General features: G+C 69.3%; 13 protein-coding genes. 10 read left to right on the top strand and 3 right to left on the bottom strand.

All coding sequences use genetic code 11. The features are described from left to right. The first annotated feature begins 60 nt into the window (after nt 1–60). Together ACAM54_RS03415 and ACAM54_RS03410 are read left to right on the top strand one after the other, a co-directional pair. Nucleotides 61–1071 carry a zinc-binding alcohol dehydrogenase family protein gene (locus tag ACAM54_RS03415; protein ID WP_369649839.1) on the top strand — a complete coding sequence of 337 codons (1011 nt, stop codon included), beginning with the start codon at nt 61–63 and terminating at the stop codon, nt 1069–1071. 14 nt (nt 1072–1085) lie between these two features. Further along, nucleotides 1086–1652: a GNAT family N-acetyltransferase gene (locus ACAM54_RS03410; protein WP_145742286.1), complete on the top strand. Its 567-nt coding sequence runs from the start codon at nt 1086–1088 to the stop codon at nt 1650–1652. A 10-nt stretch (nt 1653–1662) separates the two neighbouring features. Here the strand turns inward: ACAM54_RS03410 and ACAM54_RS03405 are convergent, their stop codons facing one another. Continuing rightward, nucleotides 1663–3009: a sorbosone dehydrogenase family protein gene (locus tag ACAM54_RS03405; protein WP_369649838.1), complete on the bottom strand. Its 1347-nt coding sequence runs from the start codon at nt 3007–3009 to the stop codon at nt 1663–1665. A gap of 166 nt (nt 3010–3175) precedes the next feature. Between ACAM54_RS03405 and ACAM54_RS03400 the strand changes: the two genes are divergently transcribed. The 4 genes from ACAM54_RS03400 to ACAM54_RS03385 all read left to right on the top strand — a co-directional run bounded on the left by ACAM54_RS03400 (nt 3176) and on the right by ACAM54_RS03385 (nt 8450). Then, the gene (locus tag ACAM54_RS03400) at nt 3176–3925 is read left to right on the top strand and encodes an alanyl-tRNA editing protein (protein WP_369649837.1); all 750 of its coding nucleotides are present in this window, start codon (nt 3176–3178) and stop codon (nt 3923–3925) included. A gap of 52 nt (nt 3926–3977) precedes the next feature. Then, the gene (locus ACAM54_RS03395) at nt 3978–6188 is read left to right on the top strand and encodes a protein-disulfide reductase DsbD family protein (RefSeq protein WP_369649836.1); all 2211 of its coding nucleotides are present in this window, start codon (nt 3978–3980) and stop codon (nt 6186–6188) included. Between the two features lie 93 nt (nt 6189–6281). Further along, the gene (locus ACAM54_RS03390; protein ID WP_186454149.1) at nt 6282–6974 is read left to right on the top strand and encodes a thioredoxin family protein; all 693 of its coding nucleotides are present in this window, start codon (nt 6282–6284) and stop codon (nt 6972–6974) included. Nucleotides 6975–7079: 105 nt separating this feature from the next. Next, nucleotides 7080–8450 (top strand): MFS transporter, encoded by a 1371-nt coding sequence (locus tag ACAM54_RS03385; RefSeq protein ID WP_369649835.1) that lies wholly within the window; start codon nt 7080–7082, stop codon nt 8448–8450. 7 nt (nt 8451–8457) lie between these two features. Here the strand turns inward: ACAM54_RS03385 and ACAM54_RS03380 are convergent, their stop codons facing one another. Beyond that, nucleotides 8458–9177 (bottom strand): SDR family oxidoreductase, encoded by a 720-nt coding sequence (locus ACAM54_RS03380; protein ID WP_369649834.1) that lies wholly within the window; start codon nt 9175–9177, stop codon nt 8458–8460. Between the two features lie 77 nt (nt 9178–9254). Here ACAM54_RS03380 and ACAM54_RS03375 point away from each other — a divergent pair, with 77 nt between their 5' ends. The 3 genes from ACAM54_RS03375 to ACAM54_RS03365 all read left to right on the top strand — a co-directional run bounded on the left by ACAM54_RS03375 (nt 9255) and on the right by ACAM54_RS03365 (nt 13926). Next, nucleotides 9255–10190: a LysR family transcriptional regulator gene (locus tag ACAM54_RS03375; RefSeq protein ID WP_369649833.1), complete on the top strand. Its 936-nt coding sequence runs from the start codon at nt 9255–9257 to the stop codon at nt 10188–10190. A gap of 33 nt (nt 10191–10223) precedes the next feature. Next, nucleotides 10224–11336, top strand: coding sequence for a uroporphyrinogen decarboxylase (hemE, locus tag ACAM54_RS03370; protein WP_369649832.1), 1113 nt, complete (start codon nt 10224–10226; stop codon nt 11334–11336). 475 nt (nt 11337–11811) lie between these two features. After that, nucleotides 11812–13926, top strand: coding sequence for a primosomal protein N' (locus ACAM54_RS03365; protein ID WP_369649831.1), 2115 nt, complete (start codon nt 11812–11814; stop codon nt 13924–13926). 30 nt (nt 13927–13956) lie between these two features. Here the strand turns inward: ACAM54_RS03365 and ACAM54_RS03360 are convergent, their stop codons facing one another. Next, on the bottom strand, nt 13957–14166 hold the full coding sequence (locus tag ACAM54_RS03360; protein WP_012745878.1) for a hypothetical protein: 210 nt from the start codon (nt 14164–14166) through the stop codon (nt 13957–13959). 255 nt (nt 14167–14421) lie between these two features. On the opposite strand from ACAM54_RS03360, the gene ACAM54_RS03355 reads away from it, so the two are divergent. Continuing rightward, on the top strand, nt 14422–15072 hold the full coding sequence (locus tag ACAM54_RS03355) for a hypothetical protein (RefSeq protein WP_369649830.1): 651 nt from the start codon (nt 14422–14424) through the stop codon (nt 15070–15072). Nucleotides 15073–15076: the final 4 nt, after the last annotated feature.

Here is a 15076-nt window from a genome sequence, read left to right as displayed (position 1 = left end):
TTGGTTGCCATCCTACAGTCGAGCCATCGTCCGGGAAACACACAAGGAAAGGTCCTCCCCATGAAAGCCATCGGCTACTACCAGCCCCTGCCCATCGACAACCCCGAGTCGCTGCAGGACATCGAATTGCCCGCCCCCGTGACCGGCCCGCGCGACCTGCTGGTGCGCGTGAAGGCCATCTCGGTCAACCCGGTCGACACCAAGGTGCGCAGGAACATGGCGCCCGAAGCCGGCCAGGCCAAGGTGCTGGGCTGGGATGCCGCGGGCACGGTCGAGGCCGTCGGCGCCGGCGTGAAGAACTTCAAGGTGGGTGACCGCGTGTACTACGCCGGCTCGATCGTGCGGCCCGGTGCCAATTCGGAACTGCATGCGGTGGACGAGCGCATCGTGGCGCTCGCGCCCACGAGCCTCGACGATGCGCAGGCCGCGGCGCTGCCGCTGACCACCATCACCGCCTACGAGTTGCTGTTCGACCGCCTCCAGGTGCCGAAGAACGGCGGCGCGGGCCAGACGCTGCTGGTCACCGGCGGGGCCGGCGGCGTGGGGTCGATCCTGATCCAGCTCGCGCGCCAGCTCACGCAATTGCGCGTGGTGGCCACGGCCTCGCGCGCCGAGACGCGGGCCTGGTGCCTCGCGCTCGGCGCCCACGCAGTCATCGACCACTCGAAGCCGCTCGCGGCCGAACTCCAGGCCGCGGGCATCGGCGAGGTCGACATGGTCGCGAGCCTCACGCAGACCGGCCAGCACTATGCGCAGATCATCGAAAGCCTGAAGCCCCAGGGCCAGCTCGCGGTGATCGACGACCTGCCGGCGCTCGACGCCATGCCGCTCAAGACCAAGTGCATCTCGCTGCACTGGGAAATGATGTTCGCGCGCTCGCGCTTCGAAACGCCGGACATCGCCGAGCAGGGCGCGCTGCTGGCCGAGGTGGCTGCGCTGGTCGATGCGGGGCGCATCCGCACCACCGCGAACGCCAGCTTCGGAACCATCAACGCCGCCAACCTCAGGAAGGCACATGCGCTGATCGAGAGCGGCAAGGCGCAGGGCAAGGTGGTGCTCGCGGGGTTCTGAGCACAATCGGCCGCATGGCCGACAGCATCCAGCCCCCGATCGAATTCGAAACCCCGCGCCTTCGGCTGCGGCAATGGCGCGAGAGCGATCTCGCGCCATTTGCCGCGCTCGCGGCCGATCCGCAGGTGATGGAATTCCTGCTGCCGGTGCCCACGCGGGCCGACAGCGATGCGCTGGCCGCGCGCATCAGCGCCCGCATCGCCGAGCAGGGCTGGGGCCTCTGGGCCGTGGAGCACAAGGCATCGGGCGAGTTCGCGGGCTTCACGGGCCTCAACGTGCCGCTGGCCGCGCTGCCCTTTTCGCCCTGCGTCGAGGTCGGTTGGCGCTTCGCCCGCCAATGGTGGGGCCAGGGGCTGGCGACCGAGGCCGCGCGCGCCGCCTTGCAGATGGGTTTCGAGCGGCTGGGATTCGAAGAGATCGTGGCGTTCACGGCGCTCGGCAACCACCGCTCGGCGGCGGTGATGGAGCGCCTGGGCATGCGCGAGGACCTGGAGGGCGCCTTCGATCACCCGGCCGTGCCCGAGGGGCATGCGTTGCGGCGGCACCGGCTCTATCGCATCGCGCGGCCGCAACAACGATGAAGGCCGCGCGCTACTTCGCCTGCGCCGACACGCGCCAGACCACGTTGCCCACGTCGTCGGCCACCAGCAGCGCGCCGCTCTTGTCGAGCGCCACGCCCACCGGGCGGCCGTGCGCCTTTTCGTCGGCCGAGAGGAAGCCGGTCAGCACGTCGACCGGCGGCCCGCTCGGCTTGCCGCCGGCGAACGGCACGAACACCACCTTGTAGCCCGACTTCGGCTTGCGGTTCCAGGAGCCATGCTCGCCGATGAAGGCGCCGCTCGCGAACTGGGGCGGCATGCCGCGGCCGTCCGAAAACACCAGGCCCAGCGCCGCGACGTGGGCGCCGAGCGCATAGTCCGGCGCGATGGCCTTGGCCACCATTTCGGGGTTCTGCGGCGTGACGCGCGCATCCACCTTGCTGCCGTAGTAGCTCCAGGGCCAGCCATAGAAGGCGCCGTCCTTCACCGAGGTCAGGTAGTCGGGCACCAGGTCGCTGCCGATCTCGTCGCGCTCATTGACCACGGTCCACAGCGCCTTGGCCTCCGGGTGCCAGGCCATGCCGTTGGGGTTGCGCAGGCCGCCCGCGAACAGGCGTTTCTGGCCGCTCTTCACGTCCACTTCCCAGATGGCGGCGCGGCCTTCTTCGGCGGCCATCCCGTTTTCGCCGATGTTGCTGTTGGAGCCGACCGTGACGTAGAGCTTGGTGCCCTCGGGATTGGCAATCACGTTCTTGGTCCAGTGATGGTTGATGCCCGCGGGCAGCGGCGTGACCACCGTGGGCGTTGCGCCGATCGTGGTCTGGCCCTCGGTGTAGGGCACCTTGACGAGCGCGTCCGCGTTGGCGATGAACAGTTCGTTGCCCACCAGCGCCATGCCGAACGGCGAGCTCAGGTTCGACAGGAACACCTGCCGCACCTCGGCCGCGCCGTCTCCGTCGGCATCGCGCAGCAGCGTGATCCGGTTGGCGCTGGGCACGTTGGCCCCGGCGCGGCCCATGACCTTGCCCATGACCCAGTTGCGGATCTTGCCCATCAGGCCGCCGGCGCCGTCGCTGCCTTCGGGCTTGGGCGGCTTGTTGCTTTCGGCCACCAGCACGTCGCCGTTGGGCAGCGTGTAGACCCAGCGCGGATGGTCCAGCCCGCGCGCCAGTGCGTTCACGCGCAGGCCCGGGGCGGGCTTGGGGGCGGCGGTGTCGGTCCAGCCGACCGCCGTGGCCACGTTGACGGTGGGAATCAGCGTCTTGTGGGGTTCGGCCAGTTGCGGACGCGGCCCGGTGGTGGCCTCGGGCGCCAGCTTGGCGGTTTCGCCGCAGCCGGCCAGCGCCAGCGCTGCAGCCACGGCGGCCAGCGGGGAAATGGCGATGCTCGGTACCTTCATTCGCGCTCCTTGGTTGCTGCGGCGCGGAGGCCGCCTTTCTTCTTTCTTCGTTCGCTTCGGCGTTCCTTCGGCAAATCATGAGGACGGCACCGGCATGGGCTGTCGGCCATGGGCGCTTTTGGGCGTGGGCGCACCCCGTTCACGCATCGCCGCTACCATCGGCCGCATGACCGACGACCTGTTCCGCGCCGACGCCTACCTGCGCGCCTGCGAAGCCCGCATCCTGCGCATCGACGATACCGGCATCGTGCTGGACCGCACGGTGTTCTATCCGCTGGGGGGCGGGCAGGCCGGCGACACCGGCGTGCTGGCACTGGCCGACGGCCGCGAAATCGTCATTGCCGACACCCGCAAGGCGAAGAACGAGGAAGGCCAGCCCACGCAGGAAGTCGTCCATGTGCCCGCGCCGGGCCAGGCCGAACTGCTGGCCGCGCTCGAACCCGGCGCCGCCGTGACCGCGCGCCTCGACTGGGAGCGCCGCCACCGGCTGATGCGCTTCCACACCGCGAGCCACCTGCTGTGCCACCTGGTGCCGGTGCCGGTGAACGGCTGCTCGATCACGCCCGACTACGCGCGCATCGACTTCCACATGACCGATCCGCTCGACAAGGAAGCGCTGACGGCCGGCCTCGCGCGGCTGGTGGAAGCCGCGCATCCGCTGACCGTGGGCGCCATCACCGACGAGGAGCTCGACGCGAATCCCGCGCTGGTCAAGAGCATGAGCGTGCAGCCGCCGCGCGGCACGGGCACGGTGCGCACCATCCGCATCGGCGGCGAAGGCGAGGCGCAGATCGACTTCCAGCCCTGCGGCGGCACGCATGTTGCGAACACCGCCGAGATCGGCGCGGTGATGGTCACCAAGATCGAGAAAAAGAGCGCCAACAGCCGCCGCGTGGTGCTGGGCTGGGCCGCCTGAGCCCGCGCAATCGACCGGAACTTCGCACCGCTCCCCTGCTCCGACTGACGGCATGATCTTTTCCCGTTTTCACATCGCTACGTTTCTGGTAGCAGCCGCCGCAGCCTGCATGCCGGCTGCGGCCCAATTGGCATCAAAACCGGGCGCGGTGGTCACCACCCCCCACGTGCGCGCCGAACTGGTGGCGCATGCGCCCGAGGGCGTTGCGCCGGGCGCACCGGTCTGGGTCGGGCTGCAGATCACCCACCAGCCCGAGTGGCACACCTACTGGAAGAACGCCGGCGATTCGGGCCTGCCCACCGAACTGAACTGGACGCTGCCGAGCGGCGTGGCGGCCGGCGAGATCGCCTGGCCCGTGCCGCGCAAGATCCCGGTCGGCAACCTCGCCAACTACGGCTACGAAGGCACGGTGCTGCTGCCGGTGCCGCTCGAGGTGTCGAGCAACTTCAAGCCGCCGCTGGCCCTGGGCGCCGGCGCTTCGGCGCTCGACGTGCGGCTCAAGGCCAGCTGGCTGGTGTGCCGCAAGGAATGCATTCCCGAGGAAGGCGAATTCACCCTGGCGCTGCCGCTGCAGGGCTCGACCGCGCTGCACAAGGCCGAGTTCGACGCGGCGCAGGCCGCGCAGCCGCAGCCGCTGGGCAAGCCGGGCGCCGTCGAGGTCAGCGGCAACACGCTGCAGGTGCGGCTGGAAGGCCTGCCCGCCTCGATCCACGGCAAGACCCTGGGCTTCTTCCCCGAAACGCCCGAGCTGATCCGCACCGCCGCCGAATCCGGCAAGGACTGGACACAAAGCTGGCAAGGCAGCACCTGGACCGCCACGCTGCCGCTGGCCGACCAGCGCAGCGCCAGCCCGACGACCCTGCCGCTGGTGGTGGCGCTGGCCGAGGCCGACCGGCAGCCGGGCCAGCCGGTGGCCTGGCGTGCCGAGGCGCCCGTCAGCGGCAGCTGGCCCGCCGCTGCGCCGCGCGCGGAGGTTTCGCCCGCGCTGCAGGCGGCCCTTGCCGCCAATGCGGCCGCCGCTCCTTCATCGACCTCTTCGGAACTGCCGCCGCAACCCACGGTCACGCTGATGGCCGCGCTGCTCGGTGCGCTGCTCGGAGGGCTGCTGCTGAACCTCATGCCCTGCGTCTTCCCGATCCTCGCGATCAAGGTGCTGGGCTTCGCGCGGCAGGCCGGCAACCACCGCGCGCACCGCACCGCGGGCCTGGCCTACACCGCCGGCGTGATGCTCTCGGTGCTCGCGCTGGGCGGCGCGATGCTGGCGCTGCGCGCGGCCGGCGCCCAGCTCGGCTGGGGCTTCCAGCTGCAATCGCCGGCCGTGGTGGCAGCGCTGGCGGCGCTGTTCACGCTGATCGGGCTCAACCTGGCGGGCATGTTCGAGTTCGGCCGCGCGGCGCCCCTGTCGCTGTGCTCGGCCCAGGCCCGGCATCCCATTGCCAACGACTTTCTCTCGGGCGTGCTGGCGGTGGTGATCGCCTCGCCCTGCACCGCGCCGTTCATGGGCGTTTCGCTCGGCTTTGCCATCGGGCTTCCGGCCACCCAGGCGCTGCTGCTGTTCGCCGCGCTGGGCCTGGGCCTGGCGCTGCCGTACCTGGTCGCGGGCTTCATCCCGGCCGTGGCGCTGCTGCTGCCCAGGCCCGGCCCCTGGATGAACACGCTGCGCCGGCTGCTGGCGTTCCCAATGTTCGCCACCGTGGCCTGGCTGGTCTGGGTGCTGGGCCAGCAAAGCGGCATCGACGGCGCGGGCACGCTGCTCGCGCTGCTGGTGTGCATGGCCGCCATCGTCTGGGCACTGACGCTGCGCGGCCGCACGCGGCTGGTGATCGCCACGCTGATGGTCGCCTTCACCGCGGTGCTGGCCGCGGCCATCGGACGCAACGTGCTGCAGACGGTGGAGCCGGCCAAGATAGCGGCCACCGCGGGGCAGCGCTGGCAGCCCTGGTCGGCCGAGCGCGTGGCCGAGCTCACGGGCGCCGGGCAGCCGGTGTTCATCGACTTCACGGCCGCCTGGTGCGTGACCTGCCAGTACAACAAGAAGGCCACCCTGGCGGATGCCGAGGTGCTGGCCGATTTCGACCGCAGGAAGGTCGCGATGCTGCGCGCCGACTGGACGCGCCGCGACCCCGCCATCACCGCCGCCCTGACCGCGCTCGGACGCAGCGGCGTGCCGCTGTATGTGCTGCAGGCGCCCGGCAAGGCGCCGGTCGTGCTGACCGAGATCCTGGGCAAGGACGAGGTGCGCGCCGCGCTCGCCGCGCTTTGACCCCCGGCCTGACATGGGTTGTCACATTCACATGAGCAAAGCGGCCTAAGCTGTCGCCGTTGTTCGTTTTTTCTTTTGGAGTTCCAGCTGGCCATGACACTTTCGCCATCGTCCGACTCGCGTTCCATTCGTGCCGCGCGCCACGCCCGCGCGGCCCTCAGCCGCGCCTCGCGCCGCGCCGTGGTGGCGGCCGCCGTGGCGCTGGGCGCCACCTTCCTGATGGGCAACCATGCCTTCGCCGCGCCCGCCGTGGGCCAGCAGGCGCCCGACTTCGTTGCGGTGGACACCAGCGGCGCCAAGCACAAGCTGTCCGACTTTGCCGGCAAGTTCGTGGTGCTCGAGTGGACCAACCCGGGCTGCCCCTTCGTGCGCAAGCACTACAACAGCGGCAACATGCCCGCCACGCAGAAGGCCGCCACCGCCCAGGGCGTGGTCTGGCTGTCGGTCAATTCCACCGAGCGCGCGGCCAGCGACTACCTGCAGCCCGCCGCGCTCGACGCCTGGATGAAGTCGCAGAAGGCCGCGCCCACCGCGGTGCTGATGGACGAGGACGGCGTGATCGGCCAGGCCTACGGCGCGCGCACCACGCCGCACATCTTCATCATCGATCCCAAGGGCATGCTGGTGTATGCCGGCGGCATCGACAGCATCGCCTCGGCGCGGCCGGACGACATCAAGAGCGCGACCAACTACGTGAACCAGGCGCTCGGCGAGGCCTTCGGCGGCAAGCCGATCTCGACGGCCTCGACGCGGCCCTACGGCTGCTCGGTGAAGTACAAGAGCTGACGACGCCCCACGGGCAGTGACAGGTACCTGACTCGCGCGGTCAGGCGGTGGTCGGGAACCCCGGCCTACCCTCGGGTGAACGACACCGCCCAAGGGGACAACGAGATGAATCCTGCGCAATCCGCCGCGCAACCATCGGCCGCGGCCGCCGACCGCGCCGCTTCAGGCACCGCTTCTTCCAGCGCCTTTTCTTCCTCCTCCTCGAAATTCGCCACCGTGCTGCGCGTGACGGGCGGCAATTTCATGGAGATGTTCGACTTCTTCCTGTTCGGCTTCTACGCCACGCAGATCTCGAAGGCCTTCTTCCCGGCGGGCAACGAATTCGCCTCGCTGATGCTGACCTTCATGACCTTCGGCGCGGGCTTCCTGATGCGGCCGCTGGGCGCGATCTTCCTCGGCGCGTACGTCGACCGCGTGGGCCGCCGCAAGGGCCTGATCGCCACGCTCGCGCTGATGGCAGTGGGCACGCTGCTCATCGCCTGCGTGCCGGCCTACGCCACCATCGGCTTCGCGGCGCCGCTGCTGGTGCTGGTCGGGCGGCTGCTGCAGGGCTTCTCGGCCGGCGTGGAGCTGGGCGGCGTTTCGGTCTATCTGTCGGAGATGGCCACGCCGGGGCGCAAGGGCTTCTACGTGAGTTGGCAGTCGGCCAGCCAGCAGGTGGCGATCATCGTGGCGGCCGCGCTCGGCTACTGGCTCAACGTGACCTTCACCTCGCAGGAGATCGGCGACTTCTACTGGCGCATTCCGTTCTTCGTCGGCTGCCTGATCGTGCCGGTGCTGTTCATCATCCGCCGCTCGCTGCAGGAGACCGAGGAGTTCATGGCGCGCAAGCACCGGCCCGATGCGCGCGAGATCTTCCAGTCGATGGTGGCCAACTGGGGCCTCGTCGTCGCCGGGATGATGCTGGTGTCGATGACCACCGTGTCGTTCTACCTGATCACGGTCTACACGCCCACCTTCGGCAAGTCGGTGCTGCACCTGAGCACGACCGATGCGCTGGTCGTCACGCTGTGCGTGGCCATCTCCAACTTCATCTGGCTGCCGGTCATGGGCGCACTGTCCGACCGCGTGGGCCGCAGGCCGCTGTTGATCCTGTTCACGGTGCTGACCATCCTGACCGCGTACCCATCGCTCAAGTGGCTGGTCGGCGCGCCGAGCTTCGCTCGCATGCTGGAGGTGGAGCTCTGGCTGTCGTTCCTCTACGCGAGCTACAACGGCGCGATGGTGGTGGCGCTCACCGAGGTGATGCCGGTCAATGTGCGCACTGCAGGCTTCTCGCTCGCGTACAGCCTCGCGACGGCGCTGTTCGGCGGTTTCACGCCGGCCATCGCCACCGGGCTGATCGAGATGACCGGCGACAAGGGCGCGCCGGGCCTGTGGATGACGGCCGCCGCCGCCTGCGGGCTGGTGGCGACGTTGATGCTTTACCGGCGCAACGTGAACCCGGAGGATGCGCAGCGCGTGCCGTTGGTCTGAGTTCTTTTCAGACCAGCCGCAGGCCGCCATCGCACTCGATGACCGTGCCCGTGGTGTAGCCGTTCCCGATCAGGAACTCGATCGCATGCGCAACGTCCTGCGGCTGGCCGACGCGGCCGACGGGCAGCAGCTCGACCTGCTGGCGGAACAGCTCGTCCTTGGCTGCGGCAGGCATGCGGTTCCACCAGGGCGTATCGACCAGCCCCGGCGACACCGCATTCACGCGGCTCGGCCCGAGCTCGCGCGCGAGGCTGCCGACCATGGCCTCCAGCGCCCCGTTGATGGCGGCGAGCCCCGACGTGCCGGGCAATGCGTTGCGCGCCGAGATCGCCGTCACGAAAGTGATGCTGCCGCCCTTTCGCAGCACCTTGAGGCCGGCCTGCGCAGCTTCGAGCTGCGGCCAGAATTTGGCCTCGAAGCCGCGCCGCAGCGATGACAGGTCGAGCTGCGCGAACTCGCCCGCGCCCTCGCCGCCGCTGAGCGTGAGCACCAGATGGTCGATGGGCCCCGTGGTCTCGAAGAACGCATCGAGCGCCCCCCGATCGCAGGCATCGACCCCATGCGCGCTCACGCTGCCGCCCAGGCCGCTGGTGGCTTGCCGCACCTTCTCCCTGTCGCGCCCCGCCGCGAAGACGCGCGCGCCGGCCGCCGCGAGCCGCCGCACGGTTTCCAGCCCCACGCCCGAGGAGCCGCCGATCACCGCCACTGTCTGGTGTTCCAAAGCCATGTCAGATCCTTCACAAGATGTTTTGCAAGGACTTCAGCGTAGGGATCGCAGGCTTATCATTCCAATCGTTTGGAATCATGAACAACATCAATCAAAGTGATTTCAGGCGGCTCGACCTGAACCTGCTTCTGGTGTTCCATGCACTGCTTCAGGAGCGCAGCGTCACCCGCGCAGCCAACCGCCTGTTCCTCGGGCAGCCGGCCCTGAGCGGTGCACTCAAGCGCCTTCGTGCGGCCTTTGGCGATGAACTGTTCGTGCGCACCTCGCACGGCATGACGCCCACGCCGCGCGCGATCGAACTGTCGCGTGCGATCGAGCCGCTGCTGCTGTCGCTGCAGCAGGCGCTGCATTCGAAACCCGCCTTCGATCCCGCAACGGCCGAGCGGGTGTTCCGCATCGGCCTGAGCGATGCGCTCGAGATCGCGCTGATGCCACCGCTCATGCAACGGCTGTCGGCCGAGGCGCCGGGCATCCGGCTGATCGCACGGGCGGCGGACCGCACCACGGCGCGCGACCTGCTCGATGCGGCCGAGATCGAACTTGCGCTGGGCGTGTTCACCGAATGCGCGGCCTGGCACCGGCAGCGCGCGCTGTTCGACTGGAATTTCGTGTGCGTGTACAACCCCGCGCTCGTCAAGGCGCGCGGCAAGCACCTGACGCTGAAGGAATACCTCAGCCACCCGCATCTGCTCACGTCCTTCGGTGCCGACCTGAGCGGACTGGTCGACGAACTGTTGCAGCGGAAGGGGCTCGCGCGCAGGGTCGTGTTCTCGAGCCGCAACTTCGCGACCAGCCCCTTCATCGTGCGGCAGATGGCCGCGATCACCACAGTGCCGACCTTCGCAGCCGGCAGCTGGCGCGACGCGCTCGGGCTCGCGGTGAGTCCGCTGCCTTTCGACAGCCCCGGCTACGCGGTGTCGGCGATGTGGCCTTCGGTGCGCGACGCCGATCCCGGCCTGCAATGGCTGATCGGCCTGCTGACCGGGACCTTCGGCGGCAAGGCTTTTGCCTGAGGCGCGGGCGCGGGCGCCTGCGACAATCGGGGGATGCCTTTCGCCCCCTTGCAAAACGACACTTTCCTGCGGGCCTGCTGGCGCCAGGCCACCGACCACACGCCCGTCTGGCTCATGCGCCAGGCCGGACGCTACCTGCCCGAGTACGTGGCCACGCGCGCCAGGGCCGGCAGCTTCATGGGGCTGGCGACCAACGTCGACTACGCCACCGAAGTCACGCTGCAGCCGCTCGCGCGCTATCCGCTCGACGCGGCCATCTTGTTCTCCGACATCCTGACCGTGCCCGACGCGATGGGGCTGGGCCTGTCGTTCGAGGCCGGCGAAGGCCCGCGTTTCGCGCGCCCGGTGCAGGATGAAGCGGCCGTTGCGGCGCTCGAGGTGCCCGACATGGCCAGGCTGCGCTACGTTTTCGACGCCGTGGCGTCGATCCGCAAGGCGCTGGCCGGCCGCGTGCCGCTGATCGGCTTTTCGGGCAGCCCCTGGACGCTGGCCTGCTACATGGTCGAAGGCGCGGGCTCGAGCGACTACCGGCTCGTGAAGAGCATGCTCTACGCGCGTCCCGACCTGCTGCACCGCCTGCTCGCGGTCAATGCCGATTCGGTGGCCGCCTACCTCAATGCGCAGATCGACGCCGGCGCGCAGGCCGTGATGGTGTTCGACAGCTGGGGCGGCGTGCTGGCCGACGGCGCGTTCCAGGAATTCAGCCTCGCCTACACGGCGCGCGTGCTGGCCGGCCTCAAGCGCAACGGTGCCGACGGCCAGCCGGTGCCGCGCATCGTCTTCACCAAGGGCGGCGGCCTCTGGCTCGAGGCCATGCGCGAACTCGATTGCGAAGTGCTCGGCGTCGACTGGACCGTGAACCTCTCGGCCGCGCGCCGGCTGGTCGGCGAAGGCTCGGATGCCAAGGCCAAGGCCCTGCAGGGCAACATCGACCCCAACGTGCTGTTCGCACCGCCCGCGCAGATCGAGGCCGAGGTGGCGAAGGTGCTGCGGGCCTTCGGCAAGCCGCATGCCGATGCCGCTTCCAAGGGCCCGACCCACATCTTCAACCTGGGCCACGGCATCAGCCAGTTCACGCCGCCGGACCATGTGGCGGCGCTGGTGCAGGCGGTGCATGCACAATCGCGCGCCCTGCGCAAAGGTTAAAAACGGTAAACGAGCCGCCCGCCGCGCAGGGACGCGGCCGCGGCCCCAAAAATCGATTTCCTGGCGTTTGTCAAGCATAAAAACGGTGTAGGAACACCGACTTATGCACAAAACACGTGTTGCACTGCGCAAGATTATCTGTAGGTCTCCCCTCTTTGCTCCTAAACCAGTAGCGACGCTAAGTTGTTGATTTATATAGAAATTGAACTTTGCTTTTTTTGAGGGCAATCCAGCCAGAGGCTTGATTTTCAAGGCTCGCCGGCGTGTCGAGCCCGGTTGTCAACAAAGTTATCCACAGAAACTCTGGATGGCTCCCAAAGCGCTGGAAAATCAACGACTTAAGCGATCTTGCTCAAAGTCGCATTAACAAACCTTGCCAACAAGGACGCCCATTCCCACCGTCGACCCTGCCTCCGAAACAGCCGCAGCGCCAGCGGCCGGCTCCGCGCCGGCGGCGGCAAGCGGGCCGGCCGCAATGGCCTGGCGGCTCGACATCGCGGTGCAGACGCCCGCCCATGCGGCGCTCGGCGACCTGCTGAGCTATGCCAGCCCGATCCCCCTCGTGCCCGGCACGCTGGTGCGGGTGCCGCTGGGCCGGCGCGAGGTGCTGGGCGTGGTCTGGAATCCGCCGGTCCCGCTCGACAATGCCGAGCCCGACATGGCGCTGAAGCCCGTGGGCGCCGCGCTGGACGCGCTGGCCCCCCTCGGCAATGCCTGGCGCGACCTCGTGGCCTTTGCTGCGCGCTACTACCAGCGTTCGATCGGCGAGATCGCCCTGGCCGCGCTGCCGCCGCAGCTGCGCGACCTGAGCGGAACGCAGCTGGCGCGCCGGCTCAAGCGCAAGACGGCGGCCGGCCCCGTGGCCGAGACGGCCGAGGCCGCGCACCCGGTCGCGCTGAGCGCGGAGCAGACCGCCGCGCTGGCCCGCATCGAGGCGGGCGAGGCCGGCACCTTCCTGCTGGTCGGCAGCACCGGCAGCGGCAAGACCGAGGTCTACCTGCGCTGCGTGGCCGACCTGCTCGCGGCCGACCCCGGCGCGCAGGCGCTGGTGATGGTGCCCGAGATCAACCTGACGCCGCAGCTCGAAGCGCGCTTCAAGGCGCGCTTCGGCGACGACGCGGTGGTGTCGCTGCACAGCGGCATGACCAACCCGCAGCGGCTCGCGAGCTGGCTCGCGGCGCACAGCGGCGCCGCGCGCATCGTGCTGGGCACGCGCATGGCGGTGTTCGCGTCGATGCCGGGCCTGAAGCTCGTGGTGGTCGACGAAGAACACGACCCGAGCTACAAGCAGCAGGAAGGCGCGCGGTATTCGGCGCGCGACCTCGCCGTCTGGCGCGGCCAGCGCGAGGGCGCGAAAGTCATCCTCGGCTCGGCCACGCCCTCGCTCGAAAGCTGGCACCAAAGCCGCCCCGCCGAGGGCGAGGACCCGGGCGGGCGCTATGTGCGGCTGGCCATGCCGTCGCGCATCGGCGCCGGGGAGCTGCCCACGGTGCGGCTGGTCGACATGAACCTGCAGCCGCCCAAGACCGTGATCTCGGGCGCGCTGCTCGACGCCATCGGCCAGCGCATCGGGCGCGGCGAGCAGAGCATGGTATTCCTGAACCGCCGCGGCTATGCGCCGGTGCTGGCCTGCGCCGACTGCGGCTGGAAAAGCGAATGCCCGCGCTGCAGCGCCTACCGCGTGTTCCACAAGATCGACCGCACGCTGCGCTGCCACCACTGCGGCTTCACCGAGCGCGTGCCGCGCGCCTGCCCGTCCTGCGGCAACCCCGACATCGCGCCCGTGGGCCGCGGCACCGAGCGGCTCGAAGAACACCTCGCGGAACTGTTCGCCGCGGTGAGGCGGCCCGACGGCAGCGCGGTGCCCGGGCCCGTCAGGATTGCGCGCATCGATGCCGACAGCACCAGGAAGCAGGGCGCGCTCGAGTCGCAGCTCGCGGCCGTGCATTCGGGCGAGGTCGACGTGCTGGTGGGCACGCAGATGATCGCCAAGGGGCACGACTTCCGGCGCATCACGCTGGTGGCGGCGGTGAACCCCGACGGCGCGCTGTTCTCCAGCGACTTCCGTGCGCCCGAGCGCCTGTTCAGCCTGCTGATGCAGTCGGCCGGCCGCGCGGGCCGCGACGCCGCCTACCTGGCGGCGCAGGGCGCCACGGCCGAGATGTGGATCCAGACCCACCACGCGCAGCACCCGCTTTTTTCCGCGCTGCGCAAGCACGACTACACGGCCTTCGCGCGGCAGCAGCTGGAGGAGCGCGCCGCCGCCGGCATGCCGCCCTTTGCCTTCCAGGCGCTGCTGCGGGCCGATGCGCGCACCCAGGAAGCCGCGCAGGCGTTCCTGAACGCAGCCAGCGCCGCCGCCGAGGCGCTGGAAGGCGCCGACCGGGTGGTGCGCTATCCCGCGGTGCCGCTGGCGATCCAGCGCGTGGCCAACGTGGAAAGGGCGCAGATGCTGATCGAAAGCCCCTCGCGTGCCGCCTTGCAGCGCCTGCTGGCGCAGTGGCAGCCGCTGCTGCACGCCCTCAGGCGCACGCCCGAAGGCAAGGGCGTGATCCGCTGGCTGGTCGATGTCGACCCGCACAGCATCTAGGGCCTGCCTCGCAGGCCCCGGCCGCGACACTCAGTACAGGCCTGCAGGCTCCTTGCCGACGTCGACGTAGCGCAATTCGGTGCTGCGGCGCCGCGCGCTGCTGGCGGGCCATGCGAACACCACGAGGCTCAGGGCGCCCAGCGCGAGCGAAGTGCCGGCCCCGAGCATGTCGGCATGCCAGGACCAGCTCACGCCGGCAACCCAGGCCAGCCACAGCAGGATACGAATAAGTATTGCCATCGTGCTGCCCCATTCAAACATTGGTTTGTTAACACTCTAGCAGGCATTATGCAAACTCAAGTATTCATCTGAAGTAGTAGCAGTAGCTATGCCTTACGGCCGTTACTCGGCAGCGGAAATATTCTGAAAAAACCGTTGACTGCGCCCCCGCGCGCTGCACAAGCTGTCGCTGTGCGACGCCCGTTCCGGCGGCGCACCTCAAGCAAAGCGCGCTGGTCCTCGGGGTCGTCTGTCGTGAAACTGCCTTCATCTGCTGTGGTTGCGGTTTTCCTGTTTGCATGCCTTGCATGCCCGGCGGCCGAACTCGACCTGCAGGGCAGCCGGCTCGTGGTGTCGGGCATGCTCGACGGCAGCGCCATCAAGACTTTCACCGAGCACCTGGGCAGGGGCACCGTGCGCACCGTGGTGTTCGAGGATTCGTTCGGCGGTACCGCCGAGGCGGCCGGCGCCTTTGCCGACGCCATCCGCGCGAGCGGCGTGGACACCGAGATCCGCGGCCAGTGCATGGCCGCCTGCGCCTATGCCTTCCTGGCGGGCAAGGCGCATCGCTTCGGCTACGGCCTGCAGGTGAACGGCGTGCTGCTGCCGGTGGCGGCAAGGCCCACGGCCGCCGAGCTGGCGGTGCGCTGGCGCGGCGAGGAAGCCCACAAGACGCTGGCGGAATTCACGCCCATTGCGGCGGCCGCGCCCGTCCAGCCCACGGAAACCCGCGCCGCCGGGACACCCAGGGAGAATTCCAGGGACAACTGGCAGCCCGAGCACGGCGTGCTCTTCACAGCCAGCCCGACGCTGTTCGGCCGCATCTACAACGCGTTCTATTGCGACGGCACCCAGGGCCGCGACTTCTCCAAGTGCGAGCGCCTGTCCGATGCCGATCCTTTCAAGCTGGGCGTGCTGACGCCCTGAGGCC

Origin of the sequence: Variovorax sp. V93, assembly GCF_041154485.1 — a bacterium.
Classification (GTDB): domain Bacteria; phylum Pseudomonadota; class Gammaproteobacteria; order Burkholderiales; family Burkholderiaceae_C; genus Variovorax; species Variovorax beijingensis_A.
The sequence above is the reverse complement of the archived record's forward strand: the minus strand, read 5'-3'. Positions and strand labels throughout refer to the sequence as shown.